At 65.2% G+C, this 20710-nt stretch carries 19 protein-coding genes; 8 read left to right on the top strand and 11 right to left on the bottom strand.

The window, feature by feature from the left end; translation table 11 throughout:
• Positions 1–21: 21 nt before the first annotated feature.
• Positions 22–1359 (top strand): PAS domain S-box protein, encoded by a 1338-nt coding sequence (locus ACZ1JW_RS08390; RefSeq protein WP_465142648.1) that lies wholly within the window; start codon positions 22–24, stop codon positions 1357–1359.
• Between the two features lie 3 nt (positions 1360–1362).
• Here ACZ1JW_RS08390 and ACZ1JW_RS08385 read toward each other — a convergent pair whose 3' ends face one another.
• The 4 genes from ACZ1JW_RS08385 to ACZ1JW_RS08370 all read right to left on the bottom strand — a co-directional run bounded on the left by ACZ1JW_RS08385 (position 1363) and on the right by ACZ1JW_RS08370 (position 3453).
• Complete coding sequence (locus ACZ1JW_RS08385) at positions 1363–1650, bottom strand: hypothetical protein (protein WP_465142647.1); 288 nt, start codon at positions 1648–1650, stop codon at positions 1363–1365.
• Between the two features lie 85 nt (positions 1651–1735).
• Entirely contained in the window at positions 1736–1987 is a 252-nt protein-coding gene (locus ACZ1JW_RS08380; protein WP_465142646.1) for an accessory factor UbiK family protein, read from the bottom strand.
• Positions 1988–2065: 78 nt separating this feature from the next.
• Positions 2066–2620: a TspO/MBR family protein gene (locus ACZ1JW_RS08375; protein ID WP_465123996.1), complete on the bottom strand. Its 555-nt coding sequence runs from the start codon at positions 2618–2620 to the stop codon at positions 2066–2068.
• 122 nt (positions 2621–2742) lie between these two features.
• Positions 2743–3453, bottom strand: a complete 711-nt coding sequence (locus tag ACZ1JW_RS08370; RefSeq protein WP_465142749.1) for a TlyA family RNA methyltransferase — start codon at positions 3451–3453, stop codon at positions 2743–2745.
• An 82-nt stretch (positions 3454–3535) separates the two neighbouring features.
• Here ACZ1JW_RS08370 and ACZ1JW_RS08365 point away from each other — a divergent pair, with 82 nt between their 5' ends.
• Together ACZ1JW_RS08365 and ACZ1JW_RS08360 are read left to right on the top strand one after the other, a co-directional pair.
• Entirely contained in the window at positions 3536–4078 is a 543-nt protein-coding gene (locus ACZ1JW_RS08365) for a hypothetical protein (protein ID WP_465142645.1), read from the top strand.
• A gap of 429 nt (positions 4079–4507) precedes the next feature.
• Positions 4508–5611, top strand: coding sequence for a branched-chain amino acid aminotransferase (locus ACZ1JW_RS08360; protein WP_465142644.1), 1104 nt, complete (start codon positions 4508–4510; stop codon positions 5609–5611).
• A gap of 38 nt (positions 5612–5649) precedes the next feature.
• Here the strand turns inward: ACZ1JW_RS08360 and ACZ1JW_RS08355 are convergent, their stop codons facing one another.
• Positions 5650–7089 (bottom strand): OprO/OprP family phosphate-selective porin, encoded by a 1440-nt coding sequence (locus ACZ1JW_RS08355; RefSeq protein ID WP_465142643.1) that lies wholly within the window; start codon positions 7087–7089, stop codon positions 5650–5652.
• A gap of 191 nt (positions 7090–7280) precedes the next feature.
• Here ACZ1JW_RS08355 and ACZ1JW_RS08350 point away from each other — a divergent pair, with 191 nt between their 5' ends.
• On the top strand, positions 7281–8189 hold the full coding sequence (locus ACZ1JW_RS08350; protein WP_465124000.1) for an SDR family NAD(P)-dependent oxidoreductase: 909 nt from the start codon (positions 7281–7283) through the stop codon (positions 8187–8189).
• A gap of 153 nt (positions 8190–8342) precedes the next feature.
• Here ACZ1JW_RS08350 and ACZ1JW_RS08345 read toward each other — a convergent pair whose 3' ends face one another.
• From ACZ1JW_RS08345 to argH, 4 genes are all read right to left on the bottom strand, one after another.
• A complete protein-coding gene (locus tag ACZ1JW_RS08345) occupies positions 8343–9122 on the bottom strand; it encodes a precorrin-2 dehydrogenase/sirohydrochlorin ferrochelatase family protein (protein ID WP_465124001.1) in 780 nt (259 codons plus the stop codon).
• A gap of 123 nt (positions 9123–9245) precedes the next feature.
• Positions 9246–10505, bottom strand: a complete 1260-nt coding sequence (gene lysA, locus ACZ1JW_RS08340) for a diaminopimelate decarboxylase (protein ID WP_465142642.1) — start codon at positions 10503–10505, stop codon at positions 9246–9248.
• 9 nt (positions 10506–10514) lie between these two features.
• Positions 10515–10766, bottom strand: a complete 252-nt coding sequence (locus tag ACZ1JW_RS08335; protein ID WP_144907445.1) for a hypothetical protein — start codon at positions 10764–10766, stop codon at positions 10515–10517.
• Positions 10763–12172 (bottom strand): argininosuccinate lyase, encoded by a 1410-nt coding sequence (gene argH, locus ACZ1JW_RS08330; RefSeq protein ID WP_465142641.1) that lies wholly within the window; start codon positions 12170–12172, stop codon positions 10763–10765. Before argH ends, ACZ1JW_RS08335 begins: the two co-directional genes overlap by 4 nt.
• Here argH and ACZ1JW_RS08325 point away from each other — a divergent pair.
• The 4 genes from ACZ1JW_RS08325 to ACZ1JW_RS08310 all read left to right on the top strand — a co-directional run bounded on the left by ACZ1JW_RS08325 (position 12171) and on the right by ACZ1JW_RS08310 (position 16986).
• Positions 12171–12755: a TlpA family protein disulfide reductase gene (locus ACZ1JW_RS08325; RefSeq protein ID WP_465124004.1), complete on the top strand. Its 585-nt coding sequence runs from the start codon at positions 12171–12173 to the stop codon at positions 12753–12755. The two genes, argH and ACZ1JW_RS08325, sit on opposite strands and share 2 nt — an antisense overlap.
• A gap of 171 nt (positions 12756–12926) precedes the next feature.
• The gene (locus tag ACZ1JW_RS08320) at positions 12927–14066 is read left to right on the top strand and encodes a phosphoserine transaminase (protein ID WP_144907446.1); all 1140 of its coding nucleotides are present in this window, start codon (positions 12927–12929) and stop codon (positions 14064–14066) included.
• 117 nt (positions 14067–14183) lie between these two features.
• Positions 14184–15782, top strand: a complete 1599-nt coding sequence (gene serA / locus ACZ1JW_RS08315) for a phosphoglycerate dehydrogenase (protein WP_465142640.1) — start codon at positions 14184–14186, stop codon at positions 15780–15782.
• An 85-nt stretch (positions 15783–15867) separates the two neighbouring features.
• Positions 15868–16986, top strand: a complete 1119-nt coding sequence (locus tag ACZ1JW_RS08310) for an ATP phosphoribosyltransferase regulatory subunit (RefSeq protein ID WP_465142639.1) — start codon at positions 15868–15870, stop codon at positions 16984–16986.
• Between the two features lie 469 nt (positions 16987–17455).
• Here ACZ1JW_RS08310 and ACZ1JW_RS08305 read toward each other — a convergent pair whose 3' ends face one another.
• Together ACZ1JW_RS08305 and ACZ1JW_RS08300 are read right to left on the bottom strand one after the other, a co-directional pair.
• A complete protein-coding gene (locus tag ACZ1JW_RS08305) occupies positions 17456–18400 on the bottom strand; it encodes an alpha/beta hydrolase (RefSeq protein ID WP_465142638.1) in 945 nt (314 codons plus the stop codon).
• A gap of 73 nt (positions 18401–18473) precedes the next feature.
• Positions 18474–20588 carry a TonB-dependent receptor domain-containing protein gene (locus ACZ1JW_RS08300; protein ID WP_465142637.1) on the bottom strand — a complete coding sequence of 705 codons (2115 nt, stop codon included), beginning with the start codon at positions 20586–20588 and terminating at the stop codon, positions 18474–18476.
• Positions 20589–20710: the final 122 nt, after the last annotated feature.

Below are 20710 nucleotides of genomic sequence, written 5' to 3'. Positions count from 1 at the left end.
GGTCGCAACGGAGCATGCAAATTGCTGGCCGAGGCGCATCTTTCTGCCATCATCCAGTCTTCCGACGACGCGATCATCAGCAAGGACCTGCAAGGCACGGTCCTGAGCTGGAATCCGGCCGCCACACAGATCTTCGGCTTCACCGAGGCCGAAATGGTGGGACAGTCGATCCGCCGCCTGATCCCGCCCGAACGTCAGGACGAGGAGGACGAAATACTCGCCCGCATCGCGCGCGGTGAGCGGGTCAAGAGCTTCGACACCATCCGCCAGCGCAAGGACGGCACTGAAATCGCCGTCTCGCTGACCGTCTCGCCGATCTGCGACCAGGCGGGCCGCATCGTCGGCGCCAGCAAGATCGCCCGCGACATCACCGCGCGCGAACGCGGCCAGCAGGCCCTGCGCGACAGCGAAGCCCGCTTCCGCATGCTCGCCGACAACATCTCGCAGCTGGCGTGGGTTGCCGACAGGAGCGGCGCCATCGGCTGGTACAACAAGCGCTGGTACGACTACACCGGCGTGATCGAGGGCGAGACCGACGGATGGGGCTGGGACCGTGTCCACCATCCCGATCACCTCAAGCGCGTCACCGAACACTTCCGCGCCAGCATCGAGGCGGGCACCGAGTGGGAAGACACTTTCCCGCTGCTCGGCAGGGACGGTACCTACCGCTGGTTCCTTTCGCGCGCCAAGCCGATCCGCGACGAGCTAGGTCACATCCTCTACTGGTTCGGCACCAATACCGACGTGACCGAAATGCTCGCCAAGGAAGAGCAGATTCGCGTCTTGCTGATGGAAGTGAACCACCGCTCCAAGAACCTGCTCTCGGTGGTCCAGGCCCTTGCCCGCCGCTCGGGCTGCAACGATGGCGAATTCCTCCGCCGCTTCGAAAGCCGCCTGTCCAGTCTTTCTGCCAACCAGGACCTGCTCGTCCGGCGGGGCTGGTCGACGATCATGATGGACGAACTGGCTGAAGCCCAGCTCGCCATCCTCGGCCGCGAAGCGCGCGCGCAAGTAACGTCGCGTGGCAGTTCCGTGCCTCTCAGCCCGCGCAGCGCAGAGATCATCGGCATGGCGCTGCACGAACTGGCGACAAACGCGCTGAAGTATGGAGCCCTGAGCTCGCCTGCCGGACGGGTGGAGTTGTCCTGGGAAGAGCGCGACGGAAACTTCATGCTCGACTGGCGCGAAGAAGGCGGTCCGATCGTGTCCCAGCCCACCCATCACGGCTTCGGCACCACGCTGATGCGGCACATTCCTGCGCGAAGTCTCAACGCGGAAGTCACGCTGGACTACGCGCCCACCGGCCTGCGCTGGCACCTCGCCTGTTCGACCACGACCGCACGCGCGCTGGAAAGCTGAGCGTCAGGCCTCAGCGCGACGCTCGACACAAGACGCTGTTGCCCCGTCCTCCGCGTCATGCGCCGCGTCCTGCTTGTCCTTGGTAATCAGCCGGTTCTCTGCCCGCCCCATCGTCCAGTTCTTGCCGAGCCGGACCTTGCTGTTGGGCGCGCACCAGATCTCGCCCGATTCGTCGAGCGCGGTGACCCAGATCAGATTGTGCTCCTGACCGTAGTCGATCATGCCGATGGCATAGCCATCGCCCTTGCCAAGCACGTGCAAGGGTATCGTCGGATTGAGTTGCGTAAACACGAATTGCTTCCTGCGGGCACCGGAGGGCGCGGCCTTGATGCAGGGTCAATCCGTTATCCTTGCCCGAGGTTCCCGGGCGAAAGGATCACTCCCCCTTCGCAGCAGCCTCTAGCGCGGCAATCCGGGCCTTGAGCGCTTCGACTTCCTCACGTGCGGAAGCCGCCAGTTCCTTCACCGCGTCAAACTCTTCGCGGCTGACGAAATCAAGCCCGCCGAACACTTCCTTGGCCTTCTCGCGCGCGTTTTCGCTCGCTTCGCGGCCCATGCCGGCAATCGTCCCCGCCGCGCTGTTCAGCAGCTTGACGAAATCGGCGATGATCGGATTTTCACTCTGCATCGGGCTGGTCCTGACTGGCTTTGCTAGGCGCTATGTGGGCAGCAAAGCCGCTGCCCGCAAGTGCCAATCGGTGAAAGCTCAGATCGCCACGCGCACCGTCGTGGCCGTACCGAACGCACCATCTGCATCGGGATTGAGCCGACCGAACTCGAACGTCAGCACGGCGGCGAAGCACACCCACGCAAGGTAGGGCAGCAGCAACATGCCCGCCACCGGGCGAATCCGCCAGAACAGCACGACCGTCAGCATGATCGCCACGGCCATGGCTACGGTGATCCAGAAGGCGATGGTGATCTGGTGCAGCGCGAAGAACGTGGGCGACCACGAAAGGTTGATCAGCAACTGGACCACGAACATGGCCGTTGCCAAACCGCGCCCCGCCGCGCCGCGTGCGGACAGGATCATCGCCAGCGAAACGCCCATCAGCACATAGAGCACCGACCAGACGATCCCGAAGGCGGCAGGCGGCGGATAGATCGCAGGCTTGACCAGCGCATCGAACCACGGATTGCCCGGACCGCTGCCCGCTGCCTGACCGGAAAGAAAACCGAGCGCGACGATCAGAGGCACCGTGAACAGCGACCAGCGCAGAAGGCTGGCACGCAGCTGACCGGAAGAGGCAAGATAGTTCATGGCACCCGCTAGCAATGCGCAAGCCGCGCGATTCGTAAGGGATATTGGCGAGGCCACGCCCGCTGCGCAATCGGAACTCCATCCCGTTGCAATCCCGACTGGAGACAATTGCCGGGGAAAACTCAGGCGCGAAGTGCAGAGACGAGGAATTCGACGTTGCCCTCAGGCCCGGTGATCGGGCTGCGCACGATGCCCTGCACCTCCCAGCCTTCCCCTTCCAGCCAATCGCGCACTTCCGCGCAGACCCGGTCGTGCAGTGCCGGATCGCGCACCACGCCACCCTTGCCGACCTCTGCCTTGCCCACCTCGAACTGCGGCTTGATCAGCGCCACCAGCCGCGTCGGCCGCGCCGCCAGTGCAAGCGGCACTTCCAGCACCTTGCGCAGGGCGATGAAGCTTGCATCGCACACCACCCACGTCGCGGGCTGATCGATGTGTCCGGGCGTCAGCACGCGCGCGCTGGTCTGTTCCAGCACGGTCACGCGCGGGTCCTGCCGCAGCTTCCATGCCAGCTGGTTGGTGCCCGAATCCACCGCAAAGACGTGCTCTGCCCCGCCCTGCAGCAGCACGTCGGTGAAGCCGCCGGTCGAGCTGCCGATGTCCATCGCGGTCACGCCTGCCGGGACGAGCCCGAAATGCTCGATCGCGTGGGCGAGCTTGATCCCGCCGCGCGAAACCCACGGGTGGTCGCGTCCTCGAACCTCGAGCGCGGCCTCTGCCGCCAGCGCTTGCCCCGCCTTGGCAATCTTCGTTTCCCCTGAGAAAACCAGCCCTGCAAGGATCAGCGCCTGTGCCCGTGCCCGGCTTTCGACCAGCCCGCGCTCCACCAGCATCTGGTCGACGCGCAGTTTAGGTGCGCTGGGCTGTTTCGGGGGGCGGGTTGAGGTCACGGCGCGTTCCTTCCATAACTGCGCCATGAAGATCAACCGCGCCAAGCTGTTCGGCCCCGCTTTTTCCTGCACGCTTGCGCTGCTGGCCTCGGCTTGCGCCGCGCCGACGGTCGTGCCGACAGCACCGCCCCATCCCCCGCCGCGCCCTGCGCCGCCGCCTCCACCACCGCTTCCGGCAACGAGCGTGAAGGACTGGCGGGACGAACCACAGACCCCAGGCAACTGGCGTTACGTGTCCGGTACTGCAATGTTCGGCCCAGGCGATGCCACCTTGTTCGCCATGACTTGCAACCGCACAGCCGGAACGATCAGCCTGATCCGCACCGGAACCTCGCCGGTCGGCCTGCCGATGACGGTCGCCACCTCTACCGAAGCCCGCCCGCTTTCCGCCGAACCCGCGCCACAAGGCCAGCCGCAACTGGTCACCACGCTTGCCGCACGTGATCCGCTGCTCGATGCCATGGCCTTCAGCAGGGGGCGTTTCTCGGTCGAGGTCAACGGCTTGCCGACGCTTTACCTGCCCGCTTGGGCCGAAGTCGGGCGCGTGATCGAGGATTGCCGGAAGTAGCGCGCAACCGGTTTCCGGAGACACCATGTTGCAGGCGCGAAGCGGATATACTGACGGCAAATTTTTTTCACGCAAGACTTGTTGTTTGGCCCCGAATGAATCACATTCAAATCAAGGACGGTGAGCCAACGCACTCCCGGCCCAGCAGGCCCAAAAGCCTGTGACTTTGGCTCAACAGCGCGAAAGGAGGTGATCCGATGTCTCATGGTTCAGCAGAGAGGTCGGTACAGTCCCGCGCGAGGCATTATCGCTGAGTTTCGATTTAAGCGATAAAGGCTTCGTGGGCGGCACTTCCGGCCGCTGACCATGCGAAGGGCCGCTTCGGATTGACCGACGCGGCCCTTCACATTTATTACATTCCCCTTGCCTTTCGCGCAACAATAGTTCACGGCGCTGCATCTTCGATTCTAGCGCAAGGACTGCCTCCCCATGGCGAGTGACGCCGAAACCACCAGCCTGACCTTCACGCATCACCCGCACCCGGCACCGGTTGCTGCGGACGTGCGTGCGCAGGTGCTGGCCAACCCCGGCTTCGGCACCGCCTTCACCGATCACATGGTCGAGATCGACTACACCGAAGGGAAAGGCTGGCACGATGCCCGCGTCGTCCCCTATGGCCCGATCGCGCTCGATCCCGCCGCTGCCGTGCTCCATTACGCGCAGGAGATCTTCGAGGGCCTGAAGGCCTACCGCCTCGCAGATGGCGGCATTGCCCTGTTCCGCCCTGAAGCCAACGCCGCCCGCTTCAACGCCTCGGCCCGCCGCCTCGCCATGCCCGAACTGCCCGAGGACGTCTTCGTCGAAGCCGTCCGCCAGCAGGTCATGGCCGACAAGGACTGGTTCCCCACGGTCGAGGGCGGCTCGATGTATCTGCGCCCGTTCATGTTCGCGTCCGAGGCGTTCCTCGGCGTGCGCCCGGCCAGGCAATACAAGTTCATGGTCATCGCCAGCCCGGCCGGTAACTACTTCAAGTCGGGCGCGCCTGCCGTCTCGATCTGGGTCTCGGACTATACCCGCGCCGCGCCCGGCGGCACGGGCGCTGCCAAGTGCGGCGGCAACTACGCTGCCAGCCTCGTCCCCACTGCCGAGGCCTTCTCGCGCGGGCATGACCAGGTGCTGTTCCTCGATGCCGCCGAGCACAAGTGGGTCGAGGAACTGGGCGGCATGAACCTGTTCTTCGTGTTCGACGATGGCTCGATCCTCACGCCCGAACTCACCGGCACGATCCTCCCCGGCATCACCCGCTCGAGCCTGCTCAAGCTCGCCGCCGAGGAAGGCCTGACCGTGCGCGAGGGCCGCTACAGCCTCGACCAGTGGCAGGCCGATGCCGCCTCGGGCAAGCTGGTCGAAACCTTCGCCTGCGGGACCGCCGCCGTCGTCACCCCGGTCGGCAAGGTCGCCAGCCACGCTGGCGAATTCCTGATCGGCTCGGGCGGCCCCGGCCAGCTGACGCAGAAGCTGCGCGCCAAGCTCGTCGGCATCCAGCGCGGCGAAATCGCCGACACCCACGGCTGGGTCACACAGATCGCCTGACCCCAACCACCACTCTGCGCCCCCGCGAAGGCGGGGGCTCAGAAATCGAACTGCGCGCGCATGCCCAGCACGTCGGCGGTGTAGCTCCGGTCCGTCCCCGCCGCGACCGCCGCGTCATCGATCCACATGTGGCCGTAGTCGAGAATGAAGCGGACGTAGTCGGTCGGCACCCACAGCAGTGAGGCACCCGCGAGCTGTTGCCGTCCCCCAATCACCCCATTGTCGTTCAGGTCCAGCCAGTCGTAGCGCACGTTCACCTGCAGCGCGCCAAGCCCGCCCTTGTCGACCCCGTTCTTCGGCTTGATCCGGCCCCAGACGCCTTCGTTGGCCTTGTAGGGCAGCGTGTCGCCCTTGGTCAGGAACATGCCCGCCTCGACATAACCGCCGTTGAACGTCGGGTTGCCAATCCCGCCGGGACGGCCAACCTTCATCCACTGCGATTCCGCCGCGACATGCAGCGGCCCGCCGGTCCAGGCGAGTTCCACGCCATAGTTGGTTTCCGAAAGCGCACTGATCGCCTTGGTATCGACGAAGCGGATGTCGGTGGTGTGGGTGAATGGCCGCGCGCGGTAACGCACGGTCGCCGCGCCATCGTTGAGGTCGTGATAGTGCGCCGATCCGCCGATATGCGTCTGCCCGCCGAAGAGCTTGGGCTGGAGGGCAAAGCGGCCGTCGATCGAATAACTGTTGTCGGTATCGGCATTGAGGTCGGTGACGTTGTCCGTGAACATCCCCGCCTGCGCCAGCACCATGCCCTTCTGATACTGCGCCGAAATACCCAGCCGCCGCTCGAACCCGAATGCGGTGTTGAACGCAGCGCGCTCCATGAAGCTGGTGAACAGGTCGGACTCGGTGTCCTCCATCGATTCGAACGGCTTGTGCTGCCCGATCGTCAGCGTCAGGTTCTTGATGCCGGTATATGTGAGGTATACGTCGGTCGGATCAATCGCGCTGCTGCCGATGTCGGCCTCGATGCGATAGCCGAAGTTGCCCGGAATCGTGCCGTCAAAGCCGAAGTAGGCGCGGCGGAACTCCGTCGCCAGGCCCAGGCTCTTGCTGCCGATCGAAGAGGGCGCCATCACCGATGCGGTATCGATCTGCAGGCGCCCGCGTGGCTTGAAGCTCCACTTGCCCGCCTTGGGGTTCTTCGGGTCCACTGGCGATTCGATCTTCGGCCCGCCGTCCCAGCTGATCGCGACCGGCGGCTTGCCCGAAACGGTCGGGGCGGGGATCGCGGCCACGGCAACGGCGGTCGCATCAGTCTTGGCCTTGGCCTCGGCCAGCTGGCCCTGCAGCGCCTGGATCTGCGCCTGCATGGCGTTCATCGCTTCCATCTGGCTCTGCATTTGCGCCTGCATCTGCTGGAGCTGCGCCTGCATCGCCGCCAGATCGGCATTGGACGTCGCGGCCTGCGCCGGGACAGCCCAGCCTGCGGCACAGGCAAGGGCAGTGATCGAGACGCGCGTCATATGCTTCATGATGATTCCCTGGAGTGTTCCGTCGGACGATGGCCAAATATGTCCATTATGTTACATTTTGTTGACGGTCATCTTGCTGATTTGTCGCGAACCCTCCCAACTGCCCCCGAGGTTGCCTTCCCGCCCCCGCCGTGGCATCGCTTTGGACACGCGTTAACCGCCCGGTTAGGCGGCTGATGGAGACAGTTCACATGAGCATTTCGTTCGAAGGCCGCGTCGCGATCGTCACCGGCGCAGGCGGTGGTCTCGGCCGCGCCTACGCGCTCGAACTCGCCCGCCGCGGTGCGAAAGTCGTGGTCAACGATCTTGGCGGTTCGCGCGATGGCACCGGCCATTCCGACGCTGCGCTCAAAGTCGTCGAGGAAATCGAGGCGATGGGCGGGCAGGCCATGTCCAACGGCGGCTCGGTCACCGAATACGATCAGATGGTCGAGATGGTCGCAAAGGCCAAGGAGCGCTGGGGCGGCGTCCACGTGCTGATCAACAACGCCGGCATCCTGCGCGACAAGAGCTTCACCAAGATGGACCCGGCCGATTTCGAGACAGTGGTCAAGGTCCACCTGATCGGCTCTGCCTTCGCCACCAAGGCCTGCTGGGACCTTATGCGCGAACAGAACTACGGCCGCATCCTGATGACCGCCTCGTCCTCGGGCCTGTTCGGCAACTTCGGCCAGGCCAACTATGGCGCGGCCAAGCTCGGCGTCGCCGGCCTCACCAAGACGCTTTACCTCGAAGGCGCGAAGAACAACATCAAGGTCAACACGCTGGCCCCCGTCGCCGCCACGCGCATGACCGAGGACATCTTCCCCGAAGAGGCCTTCAAGCTGTTCAACCCCGAAAGCGTCGTCCCCGCCGCGCTGTTCCTCGTCTCGGAAGACGCCCCCACCAACGCCATCGTCGGCGCGGGCGCGGGCGGCTACCACTCGTCGTGGGTCACGATGAACAAGGGCGTCCTCCTGCCCCCCGCCGACCAGACCGTCGAAGGCTTCGCCGCCAACTGGGACAAGATCAGCGACCGCACGGACGACTTCGTACCGCGCTCAGGGCCGGAACAGGCGCAGGTGATCATCGGCCAGCTGCAGGCGGCGATGAAGGGGTGAGTGTTCAGATCCTCCCTGTTTTTGCGAAGCACAAACGGGGAGGTGGTAGGCACCGCAGGTGACTGACGGAGGGGTGACAGCCCCTCCACCCCCAGCTTCGCTGGCGGTCCCCCTCCCCATTTGCACCTGCGGTGAAAATTGGGAGGATTTGGCTTAAGCCGACCGCAACACCACCACGATCCCGCCCTCAGGCACCTCACCCCCCGCCAGCACCCGCACCGCATCGGCCCGCGCGCGTGAAAGCACCTCCGGCGCAACGCCAGCATCGTGCACCACCACATCCGCCTGCCCGAGCAGCCGCGCGGCGCGTAGCGTAAGGTCCTCGGGGTCGTTCGACGTCAGCACGATCTCGAACCGGCCTGACTGTCCTTCCGCGCCCGAAGCGAGCCATTCGCCAACCTTCGCCTCGCTCCCGGTGCGAAACAGGTCGAGCTCCCCGCCCTCGTCCAGCGCCGCATCCAATGCGCGGCGGCGGTCAGCTACCGAAGCCCAGCGCTTACGCATCCCTTCGCGCGCCTCTTCCAGCGCGCGGGCCAACGCTCCAAGCCCTTGCGGCAGCAGGCGCTCCAGCCGCAGGCGCAGGATCTTGGCCAGGCCCGCAGAGGCTCCGCCCGTACCCACCGCGATCAGCACCGGGTCACGGTCGAGGATCGAAGGCGTGGTGAAATCGCACAGTTCGGGCCGGTCGACCACGTTGACCAGCAGGCCTGCACAGCGCAACCGGATCGCATCGCCTTGCGCCATGTCGGGATTGTCATGCGCGATGAAAGCCAGCCGCGCGCCGTCGTCGATCCCGGCATTGATCTCGCGATAGATCACCCCGCCCGCGCGCTCGATCAGCCGCTGCTTGGCCGCAGCCGCATCCCCCTCGCCCAGAAGGATCACCGGCTGCCCTGCGATGCGGTGGAACAGGGGGAGGCTATGCAGGGTCATCGTGGTGCAATCACGGTTTGCGCCAGCGTCCTTCGACAGGCTCAGGACGAGCGGAGGTGGGATCTCAAATCCCTTATCCGCTCATGCTGGGCTTGTCGAAGCATGCCAGCATCACCTGCCCCTTCAGGCAAGCCACTCCGGCACGCGTTCTGCGGCCAGAATCGTGGCGGGATCGATGCGGTCGGCCACCACGGCCCACTTGTTGCCATCCACCATCACTTCAGGCACCAGGGGCCGCGAGTTGTAGGTGTTGGCCATCGTCGCGCCGTAAGCGCCAGCCGTGCGGAACACGGCGAGGTCACCGCGCCCGACCTTGTCGATGGTGCGGGCCATGGCAAAAGTGTCCGAGCTTTCGCAGATCGGACCGACAATGTTAGCGGTGAAAGTCTCGCCCTTCGGCTCGACGGCGACGAAATCATGCCACGCATCATAGAGCGCCGGGCGCGCCAGATCGTTCATCGCGGCATCGACCACGACCCACGGATTGCTCGCACCCTCCTTCACGCGGATGACTTCGGTCACCAGCACGCCGGTGTTGCCGGTGATCACCCGGCCCGGTTCGAACATCAGCGTCACGCCCCAGTTGCCGGTCACGCGCGCGACCATCGCCGCATATTCGGCAGGCTGCGGAAAAACCTCGCCCGCCTTGTAGGGCACACCCACGCCGCCGCCGAGGTCCATGTGCGTGACGGTGTGGCCCGCCGCGCGGATCTCTTCCATCAGCCCGCCGACCTTGTTGAAGGCGGCTTCCAGTGGCTCGAGCTTGGACAGCTGGCTACCGATGTGCAGCGTGAGCCCCCGCATGTTGAGACCCGGCGTCGTCGCCAGACGGCCATAGATCGCGGCGGCACGGTCGAAAGGAACGCCGAACTTGTTCTCGGCCTTGCCGGTGGAGATCTTGCCGTGCGTTCCGGCGTCAACGTCCGGGTTCACGCGCAGCGCTGCCGAGGCAACCTTGCCCATGGACGCGGCGATTTCCGCCAGTTCCAGTCCTTCTTCCTCGCTCTCGAGGTTGAACTGGCCGATCCCGGCCTCGAGGCCACGGCGCATCTCGGCAGCGGTCTTGCCCACGCCTGAGAACACGATGCCATCGGGCACCATGCCAGCCGCCAGCGCGCGCTCCATTTCGCCGCCCGAGACGACATCGGCGCCATAGCCTTCGGCGGCCAGCACCTTGAGCACGGCAAGGTTCGGGTTGGACTTCACCGCAAAGGCGATCTTCACATCGCGCAGCACGCCCAGCGCATCGCGGAATACGCGGGCGTGGCGCGTCAACGTGGCGCGCGAATAGACATAGACAGGCGTGCCGACTTCCGCCGCGATCACCGGCAGGGGCACGTTCTCGGCATGGAGAACGCCGTTATTCAGTTCAAAATGGTCCATCGGAGTAACTCAGTCTTCGGGAGGCAGGTCGAAAGGATCGTCTTCGCGATCCTGCGAGCGGCGACGCGGCTCGACATTGCGCGCAGGGGCTGCCTGCGCGGGGGGTTTGAGCAAGTCGTCCGCGCCCGGCTGGACCTCGCGGCCATAGGGGATCGGCGGCGGCGTCTGGTCCGGCGCCAGTTTCAGTTCGGCCCGATTGCCGCACCCCGCCAAGGCGAGCGCGCCAAATGTGCCGATCAGAAAAGTGCGCGAGAGCTTCAAGCCGATTCCTCCAGCCCCAGCGCCACGCGCGCTTGGGCCACGCGCTTCCTTACCTCGTCCGGCGCGGTTCCGCCATGGCTGCAACGCGCCGCCACGCTCGCCTCGACCGAAAGCGCGGCATAGACGCGATCGTCGATACGCTCGTCGATGGCTTTCAGGTCCTCGATCGAGAGCTGATCGAGCGCGATGCCCCGCGATTCGGCAAGTTTCACCGCAGAGCCGGTGATGTGGTGCGCCTCACGAAACGGGATGTTGGCCTGCCGCACCAGCCAGTCGGCTAGGTCCGTAGCCGTGGCATAGCCGAGTTCGGCGGCAGCGCGCATGCGATCAGTGCGGAACGTCGCCTCGGCCACCATCCCGGTCATCGCCGCGATGGACAGGGCGAGCAGGCTGGCGGCTTCGAAGACCGGCGGCTTATCGTCCTGCATGTCCTTCGAATAGGCCAGCGGCAGGCCCTTCATCGTGATCATCAGGCTGGTCAGGCACCCGACGATCCGCCCCGAATGGCCGCGCACCAGTTCTGCGGCATCGGGGTTCTTCTTCTGCGGCATGATGCTGCTGCCAGTCGAAAGGCTGTCGGGCAGCGTCACGAAGCCGAAGGGCTGGCTCGCCCAGATGATGAACTCCTCGGCCAGCCGCGAAAGGTGCAGCGAACACTGCGCCGCGGCCATCAGGTAATCCAATGCAAAGTCGCGGTCGGACACGGAATCGAGGCTGTTGTCGGTCGGCCCGTCAAAGCCCAGCGCCTCGGCGGTGCGGAAGCGATCGATGGGAAAGCCGGTGCCGGCCAGCGCCGCCGCACCCAGCGGGCTGCGGTTCATCCGCACCCGCGCATCGGCAAAGCGCGAGCGGTCGCGCCCGATCATCTCGTAATAGGCCATGAGGTGGTGGCCGAGCGTCACCGGCTGCGCGGTCTGCAGGTGCGTGAAGCCGGGCATGATGCTGCCCGAATGCTCGCCCGCGCGGGAGACCAGCGCGAGTTGCAGCTGCTTCAGGCCAAGCTCGGCCTGATCCATCGCATCGCGCACCCAAAGGCGGAAGTCGGTGGCAACCTGATCATTGCGGCTGCGTGCAGTGTGCAGACGCCCGGCCGCCGGGCCGATCAGTTCGGCAAGGCGGCTTTCGGTGGTCATGTGGATGTCTTCGAGGTCCCAGTTCTCGGGCACCCCGTTGGCCTCGTACTCTGCCGCAACCTGATCCAGCCCGCTGGCGATCAGCGACGCATCCTCGGCCGAGACGATGCCTTGCGCGCCGAGCATGTCCACATGGGCCTTTGACGCGGCGATGTCCTGCCGCCACAAGGCCTTGTCGAAGGGAATCGAGGCATTGATCTCGCGCATGATCGCTGAGGGACCGCCTGCGAAGCGCCCGCCCCACATCTGGTTGGAGCCCGAATTGTCGCCCATGTCCGTCCGTTCACTCAAAGTGCTGATGCTGGTCCCGGCGCTCGCCGTCGCGGGGTGCGATAGGCAAGCCGCGCCCGACTCGCAACCGCAGAGCAGCACGGCACCTACGGAATCTGCCGCAAAGGGCGAATTCAACGGCACGCTCGACATCGCCAACCGCGGCAAGGACATGCCCGACTTCACCGTGACGGACCCGTCGGGCAAGACGCTGAAACTGCGCGATCTCAAAGGCACGCCGGTCCTCGTCAACCTCTGGGCCACCTGGTGCGGCCCCTGCGTCCTCGAAATGCCGATGCTCGACAAGCTGGCCGCCGACAACGCCGGAAAACTCCGCGTCCTCACGGTATCGCAAGACATCGAAGGCGGGGCCAAGGTCGCGCCGTTCTACGCCGAGAAGAAGTTCGCCAAGCTCGAACCCTGGCTCGACACCGAAAACAATCTCGGCTTCTTCTACGCGACGGGAATGCTGCCGACGACGGTGCTTTACGATGCGCAAGGCAAGGAAGTCTGGCGGATGATCGGGGCGCATGACTGGTCGGGTCCACGCACCGCCGCGATGCTTGCCGAGACCCTCGAGAAATAGGGCGTTTGCTCAGGGGAGTTGGCCCTTTGCCCTGAAGAGTTGGGGGAGAGTTGCCCTAGTGTTCAGGAGAGTTGGAAACGGAATGGTTTGACATTCGCCCGCGCCTCACTAGAGCGGCCGGCGGGCCACGCGGTCCCAACGCCGCGCGTGCTCTCTGTAAGGAGAGACTACATGTCTGCTACGATTCCGGCTCGCAAGCCTGCGCGCCCCTATTTCTCGTCCGGCCCCTGCGCCAAGCCGCCCGGATACTCCCCCGAAAAGCTCGCCACCGAATCGCTGGGCCGGTCACACCGCGCCAAGATCGGCAAGACGCGCCTGCAGTACTGCATCGACCTGATGCGCGAAGTGCTGCAGCTGCCCGATACGCACCGTATCGGCATCGTTCCGGGGTCTGACACCGGCGCTTTCGAGATGGCGATGTGGACGATGCTGGGCGCCCGCCCCGTCACGACGCTGGCATGGGAATCGTTCGGTGAAGGTTGGGTCACCGATGCCGCCAAGCAGCTGAAGCTCGATCCCACGATCCTGCGCGCCGATTATGGCCAGATCCCCGATCTGAACGCGATTGACTGGTCGAACGACGTGCTGTTCACCTGGAACGGCACCACTTCGGGCGTGCGCGTGCCGAACGCCGATTTCATCCCTGCTGACCGCGAGGGCCTGTCCTTCGCCGATGCCACCTCGGCAGTCTTCGCCTACGACATCGACTGGTCGAAGATCGACGTTGCCACCTTCTCCTGGCAGAAGGTCCTTGGCGGCGAAGGCGGCCACGGCGTGCTGATCCTCGGCCCCCGCGCGGTCGAACGTCTCGAAACCTACACCCCTGCATGGCCGCTGCCCAAGGTGTTCCGCCTTGTTTCCAAGGGCAAGCTGGCCGAAGGCGTGTTCAAGGGCGAGACGATCAACACCCCCTCGATGCTCGCGGTCGAAGACGCGATCTTCGCACTCGAATGGGCGAAGGACCTTGGCGGGCTGAAGGGCCTGCAGGCGCGCAGTGATGCCAATGCGGCAGCGCTGAACAAGATCGTTGAAGAGCGTTCGTGGCTCTCGCACCTCGCCGCTGACGAAGCGACCCGGTCGAAGACCTCGGTCTGCCTCTCGGTCGAAGGCGCGGATGCTGACTTCATCAAGAAGTTTGCAGCCCTCCTCGAAAAGCAGGGCGCAGCCTACGACATCGCCGGTTACCGCGATGCCCCGGCTGGCCTGCGCATCTGGTGCGGCGCGACCGTCAACGCCGAGGACATCGCCGACCTCGGCCCGTGGCTCGACTGGGCCTACGAGACGACCAAGGCGGAACTCGCCGCGGCCTGATTTCCCTTACCCACTTGGCGTCACCCCGGACCTGATCCGGGGTCCCGCTTCCTTTTCTCCGCCCGCGCTAACAAGCGGGATCCCGGGTCAGGCCCGGGATGACGAAGGACACATGACATGACCAAGACCCCCAATAAGCCTCGGGTTCTCATTTCCGACAAGATGGACCCCAATGCCGCCCGCATCTTTACCGAGATGGGCTGCGACGTTGATGTGATCACCGGCGAGACGCCGGAACAGCTGATCGCGCGCATCGGCGAGTACGATGGCCTCGCCATCCGCTCGTCCACCAAGGTGACCAAGGCGATCCTCGATGCCGCCACCAACCTCAAGGTCATCGGCCGCGCCGGGATCGGCGTCGACAATGTCGACATTCCCTACGCCTCGTCCAAGGGCGTGGTGGTGATGAACACCCCGTTCGGCAACTCGATCACCACCGCCGAACACGCCATCGCCATGATCTTCGCGCTCGCCCGCCAGATCCCCGAAGCCAACGCGCAGACCCAGGCGGGCCTGTGGCCGAAGAACGGCTTCATGGGCGTTGAAGTGACCGGCAAGACATTGGGCCTGATCGGCGCGGGCAACATCGGTTCGATCGTCGCCAGCCGTGCGCTTGGCCTCAAGATGAAGGTCGTCGCCTTCGACCCGTTCCTGACGCCCGAGCGCGCCGTGGAAATGGGCGTCGAAAAGGCCGATCTCGAAACGCTGCTGGCCAAGGCGGACTTCATCACGCTGCACACGCCGCTGACCGACCAGACCCGCAACATCCTTTCGGCCGAGAACATCGCCAAGTGCAAGAAGGGCGTGCGCATCGTGAACTGCGCGCGTGGTGGGCTTATCGATGAAGCAGCGCTCAAGGCTGCGCTGGATTCGGGCCAGGTGGCAGGCGCCGCGCTCGACGTGTTCGAGACCGAGCCCGCCAAGGAATCGCCGCTGTTCGGCACCCCGAACTTCATCTGCACCCCGCACCTCGGCGCGAGCACGACCGAAGCACAGGTCAACGTCGCGCTTCAGGTGGCCGAGCAGATGGCCGATTTCCTCGTGACCGGCGGCGTCACCAACGCGCTCAACATGCCTTCGCTCTCGGCAGAGGAAGCGCCGAAGCTCAAGCCCTACATGGCGCTGGCTGAAAAGCTCGGCAAGCTGGTCGGCCAGCTGGCGCACGACAACCTGACCAAGATCGCCATCGAGGTTGAAGGTGCCGCCGCGCAGCTCAACCAGAAGCCGATCACCGCTGCCGTGCTCGCTGGCCTGATGAGCCAGTATTCGCAGAGCGTGAACATGGTCAACGCGCCGTTCCTCGCCAAGGAGCGCGGGCTTGACGTGCGCGAAGTGCGCCATGATCGCGAAGGCGAATACCGCACGCTGGTGCGCGTCACCGTCAGCACTTCGCAGGGCGAGCGTTCGGTTGCGGGCACGCTGTTCGGCAACGGCCAGCCGCGCCTTGTCGAGATCTTCGGCATCGGCATCGAAGCCGACCTCGACGGCGACATGCTCTACATCGTCAACTCCGACGCGCCGGGCTTCATCGGCCGTATCGGCACGCTGCTCGGACAGTCGAACATCAACATCGGCACCTTCCACCTCGGCCGCCGCGAAGCTGGTGGCGAGGCGGTGCTGCTGCTCTCGCTCGACAGCCCGGTCCCGCAGGACGTGCTCAAGCAGGCCTGCGACATCCAGGGTGTGCGCACGGTCAAGGCGCTGAACTTCGTCTGATCGGACGTAAGTTTGAAATCGAAGGGCGGGTGCAGCAATGCGCCCGCCCTTTGCTTTTGCGGGCCCAGCCGCTAAGCGCGCCCACATGACCGATGTCGATTCCAGCTTGCTGCCCGAAGGGCTTGAGGACCGCCTGCCTGCCGAGGCGGCGACCACCACGCGCGTGATGCGCAGCATTCAGGACGTGATGCACGGCCACGGCTATGACCGCGTGCTGCCGCCGATGATCGAGTTCGAAAAGAGCCTCGCCGCGCGGATGGCGGGCATCCAGTCGCGGCGCATGTTCCGGTTCACCGATCCGTCGAGCTTGCGCATGATGGGCCTGCGCTCCGACCACACCCCGCAAATCGGCCGCATCGCGCAGACGCGGCTGGCCGAAGCGGCGCGCCCCCTTCGGCTGATGTATGCAGGGCAAGTGCTGACCATCAAGAGCGACGGGCTGAACCCGGCGCGCGAGAAGCTGCAGTGCGGAGCCGAACTCGTCGGCGCGGACAATCTGGCGGCGGCGACCGAGATCGTCTCCATCGCGGTCGAGGCGCTGCAGGCGGCGGGCGCGCGCGGCGTCAGCGTCGATTTCACCCTGCCCGATCTGGTCGATACGCTGGCGGCCAAGGCATTCCCACTTGAAGCAGGACAGATTGAAGCGGTGCGCCGCGAACTCGACACCAAGGATGCAGGGGGCCTGCGCGATGTGGGCGGCGAGGCCTATGTGCCGCTGCTCTACGCCACTGGCGAGTTCGACAGCGCCATCGAGAAGCTGTGCGAAATCGACGCGGGCGGCGCGCTCGCCTCGCGCATCGCGTCGCTCAGGCAGATCGCCGCCAGCCTGAACGGCGCGGCGCGGCTGACGCTGGACCCCAGCGAGCGCCACGGCTTCGAATACCAGACTTGGTTCGGCTTCACCCTCTACGCCGAAGGCGCGCGCGGGCCGGTGGGACGCGGCGGCACCTACCGCATTGCAGGCAACGGCAAGGACGAGGCGGCGACCGGGTTCTCGCTCTACCCGGATGCGCTGATCGACCTGCTTTCTGCCAGCGAAACGCCGGAGGACCGGGTGTTCCTGCCGCTCGGGCATGACCGTGACGAGGCGGCGCGGCTGCGCTCTATAGGATGGCGCACGGTAGCGGCGCTCAGCGATGCGGACAGCGCGCAGGGGTTGGGGTGTACGCATGTGTTGGGGACGGGTGGGCCGGAGAAGGTTTGAGAGAAAGCGAACGGCATTTTTTGCTTCATTTTTCATTGGATGCCGTTTCGGAAGCGCCGCCATTGCGGACGCTTGCAGAACCTGCAAGTATCATCCGATGATACGGCATCGCTGGGAATTTGCTCTCTGGGCTCTCGTGATTCTCTCGAGCTTGGCAGGCCTTGGGTTAGTTCGCATAGAAGCGCCAAGTTGGACTATTGATCTGGCCGTCTGCATCGCGTTTGCAGCAAGCCTTCCAGGGATGTTTATGGCCCTCCACCGACACTGGCGAGGTCTCTAACCAACCACTCAACACCCATTCCTGCTATCCAAGCAAGAACGTCACAAACCCAAATCGCGTCGTCCCGGACTTGATCCGGGATTTGGCTTTTCTTCTTCAGCGCTCGGCTGCGAGGAGAAGCCAAGCCCCGTGTCGAGCACGGGCGACGGTAAGTTCGCTTGGAAAACTGCCACCCGCGACGAACTCAACCTACCTCCCAAACACCCCCTTCAACCACGCATCCATCAACGGTGTCGCTGGATAATCCGACTCACCCAGCTTGCGGTTGATTTCGGCGTGGCCCTGGAGGCCGGTGCCGGGGAAGCTGCCGTATTCGACGTTCACGCCTGCCTTCTTCAGCGCCGCGCCGAGCTCCTGCGCCTGTGCCACGCCGTCCTTTCGCTGGACATGGAGGAGGAGGAAACGCGGGGCGTTGGGGGCGGCGGCGTGGTAGGTGGGGGATAGCGCCTTCTGGCGGGCGGGGTCGGTGCCGAAGGCCTGCTTATAGGTATCGGCCATCATGCGGCCGGCCTGTTCCATCTGCCTGGGCACGTCATAGGCCGCGCCGTCGTTGGGCATCACGCCGTCGATATCGGCGAAGGACAGGCCCGCCTTGCGCAAGTATTGCTCGTCGGTGCCGACCAGCGCGACGAGGTGTGCGCCCGCGCTGTGGCCGGTGATGACGACCTTGCTGCGATCGATGTTCAGCTTATCGGCGCGGGCCAGCAGGTATGCCAGCGCCTGCGCCACGTCGCTCGCCTGTTGTTCGACCGTGGCAGCGGGCACGAGGCGGTAGTTGATCGATGCGAAGGCATAGCCCTGATCGCGCAAGTGGCCGGGCAGGGCATTGCCCATCGCGGTGTCCTTGCTCCCGCGCTTCCACCCACCGCCGTGGACGTAAAGCACGAGCGGCACCTTCGGCTTGGGGGCGATGTCGATAGTGACAGGGGCCCAGAAGTCCATGACCTGCAGGGGATCGGTGCCGTAGGAGAACGTCTGCGCACCCGGCGCACGTTCGCGCTTGGCAGAGCCTTCGGCGCGTTGTTCCATGCGCTTGGCAATGCGTTCGCGCAGACGGTCACCGGGACGGGCTTCCGCCAGCCCTGCGCCGAGAATGACCAATGCCGCCGCGCCTGCGAGTCCTATCCGCTTCATGCCGTGACCTCACCGTTATCCCTGAGCGGGAAAACTGATGGGCCACGGCTTTATCTGCGATGAACCGTTGGCCTCAGAAGCTGACCCTCGCGCTGATACGGATGTCGCGGCCTGCCAGCGGGGCGAAGTCCTTGAGGACGGAGGCATGGCGGCGGGCGTCGACATCGAAGATGTTGTTGGCCGAAAGCGCGAAGGAGAGCGGACGCTCGTTGCCCCATGGGCGGAAGTTCACCTCGGCATTGACCATGGTGAAGCTGGCCGTGGGCGTCTCGAAATTGGCGAGGCGCGGCTGGCTGTCGCTCCATTCCACCTCGCCGCGCAGATCGAGCTTCTCGCCCTTCAGGCCGAGGCCGCCAAGGAGGCGCAAGGGCGGGATGCGCGGTGCGGGGCCGACGCCTTCGATCTGCGCGTGGACATAGTCGGCCACGCCATCGGCGACGAGATCAAAGTCTCCCACCTTGGCGAGATTGACCGTGCCCTGCAGTTCGAAGCCGTAGTAGCGCGCCCGCCCTTGCGTGAACTGGAACACCGGCAAGCCGTCCTCGACCGCGCCAGTCTGGCTCTCGTAGATGAAGTTGTCGAACCAGTTGTGATAGACCGAGGCTTCGAGCGTATAGCCGGGGCCGGAGCCGCGCAGCACGCCTTCGAGGCCCCAGGCGCGTTCGGTCTTGAAATCTGGGCTGCCTACTTCGAAGGCCTGCGTGCCTGCGTGGGGGCCGTTGGCGAAGAGTTCCTCCGCCGATGGCGCGCGGACGGTGCGGCTGAGGTTGACGCCCAAGCGCCAGCCATCGGCAAAGCCGTAGGACGCGCCCGCCGAGCCGGAAAGCGTATCGAAGGTGCGCTTGCCGTTGAAGAACTGCGGCTGGTCGGGCAGCGGCTTGGCCTCGAGCACGGTGTGTTCGTAGCGCGCGCCGCCTTCGAGCTTCAGCGCGCCGAGTTCGATCTGCTGGAGGGTGAACAGCCCGAGCTGCTGGGTGGAGCTCTTGGGCAGGAAGGCTTCATCCCCGATCACGTTGAAATCGCGCGCGAAGTACTGGACGCCGCTTGCGCCCTTCCATGCGCCTTGATCGGCCTGGACCAGTTCGACGCGGCCCTCGAGGCCCTTGTTGTAGAAGGCGGTGCCGATGGCGCCATCGGGCTCCAGTTCGAAGTGGCGGTAGGAGGCGAATCCGGCGCGGGCCTTGATCGACTTGAGGAAGCCGCCGCCGGTCTCGACCTCGGCGCGAAGATCCACACGGTCCTGCTTGACGTCGAGGCGGGGTGCTTCCTGTTCCTCGCCGGGGCGGATGGCGTAGCGGGTGGGGATGCCGTAGAGGCTGTCGTAGTGGCTGTAGGAAATGCCGAGGTTGCCGGTGTCGGTGATCAGCGCCGCGCCGACGCCTGCGGTCCATGTCTCGGCAGCGGAGTTGGGCAGGCGGCCCTTGAGCGCGGCGTTGGCGGCGAAGTCGATGCCTTCGTCGATCTGGTCGGCGGTTTCTGTGCCGGCATTGGCACGCGCGACGGCGCGGGCAGAGGGTGCCAGCACGTAGTCGCCGACGCTCAAGTTGCCGGTCTTGAGATAGCTGCCGTCGGCGTGGACGACGAACTTGTCGCCCACCGGCACGTCGACTGCACCGCCGATGGAGCGCTCGTCCGCTGCAGAGCCATAGGTCGCCATGGCGTCGACATGGGCGGCTTCATCGGGGACGACGCGCGGGATGCGCTTGTCGATCACGTTGACCACGCCGCCGATGGCCGAGGAGCCGAATAGCAAAGTGGCGGGGCCGCGCAGAACTTCGATGCGTTCTGCCAGTAGCGGGTCGATCACCACGGCATGGTCGGCGCTGGTGTTCGAGACGTCGAACGCGCCGATGCCGTCGGTCAGGATGCGCACGCGCTCGCCCTGCAGGCCGCGCAGTACCGGGCGCGAGGCGTTGGGGCCGAACGAGGTGGCCGAAACGCCGGGTGTGCGATCAAGCGTCTCGCCGATGGTCGGGCGGATCGACTGGGCGAGTTCCTGGCCCTGCAGCACCGAAACGCCGGAGATTATGTCAGCCCGGTCGCGGTTGAATGCGGCGGTCACGACGATTTGCGGCGGCGTCTGCGCGTGGCTGTCGGTCTGTTCGTCGGCCGCGGGCGCAGGAGCTTGCTGGGCCATGGCCGGTACGTTGAGAAATGCGGCACCGAGGAGAAGAGCGGAAAGACGCATGGATAATCCTTGCATGAAAGCGACCTTGCCGCCGGCCTTTGCGGGCGTGCGGCGCTGGCGGCTCCATACGCTGCGTCAAACGATGTTACAAGATATCATTACGTTTGCGCTCCACCCTTTTT

The sequence above is a fragment of the Novosphingobium sp. BL-A-28-Hi1-0D genome, from assembly GCF_055521755.1.
This window is presented reverse-complemented; position numbering and strand designations above follow the sequence as displayed.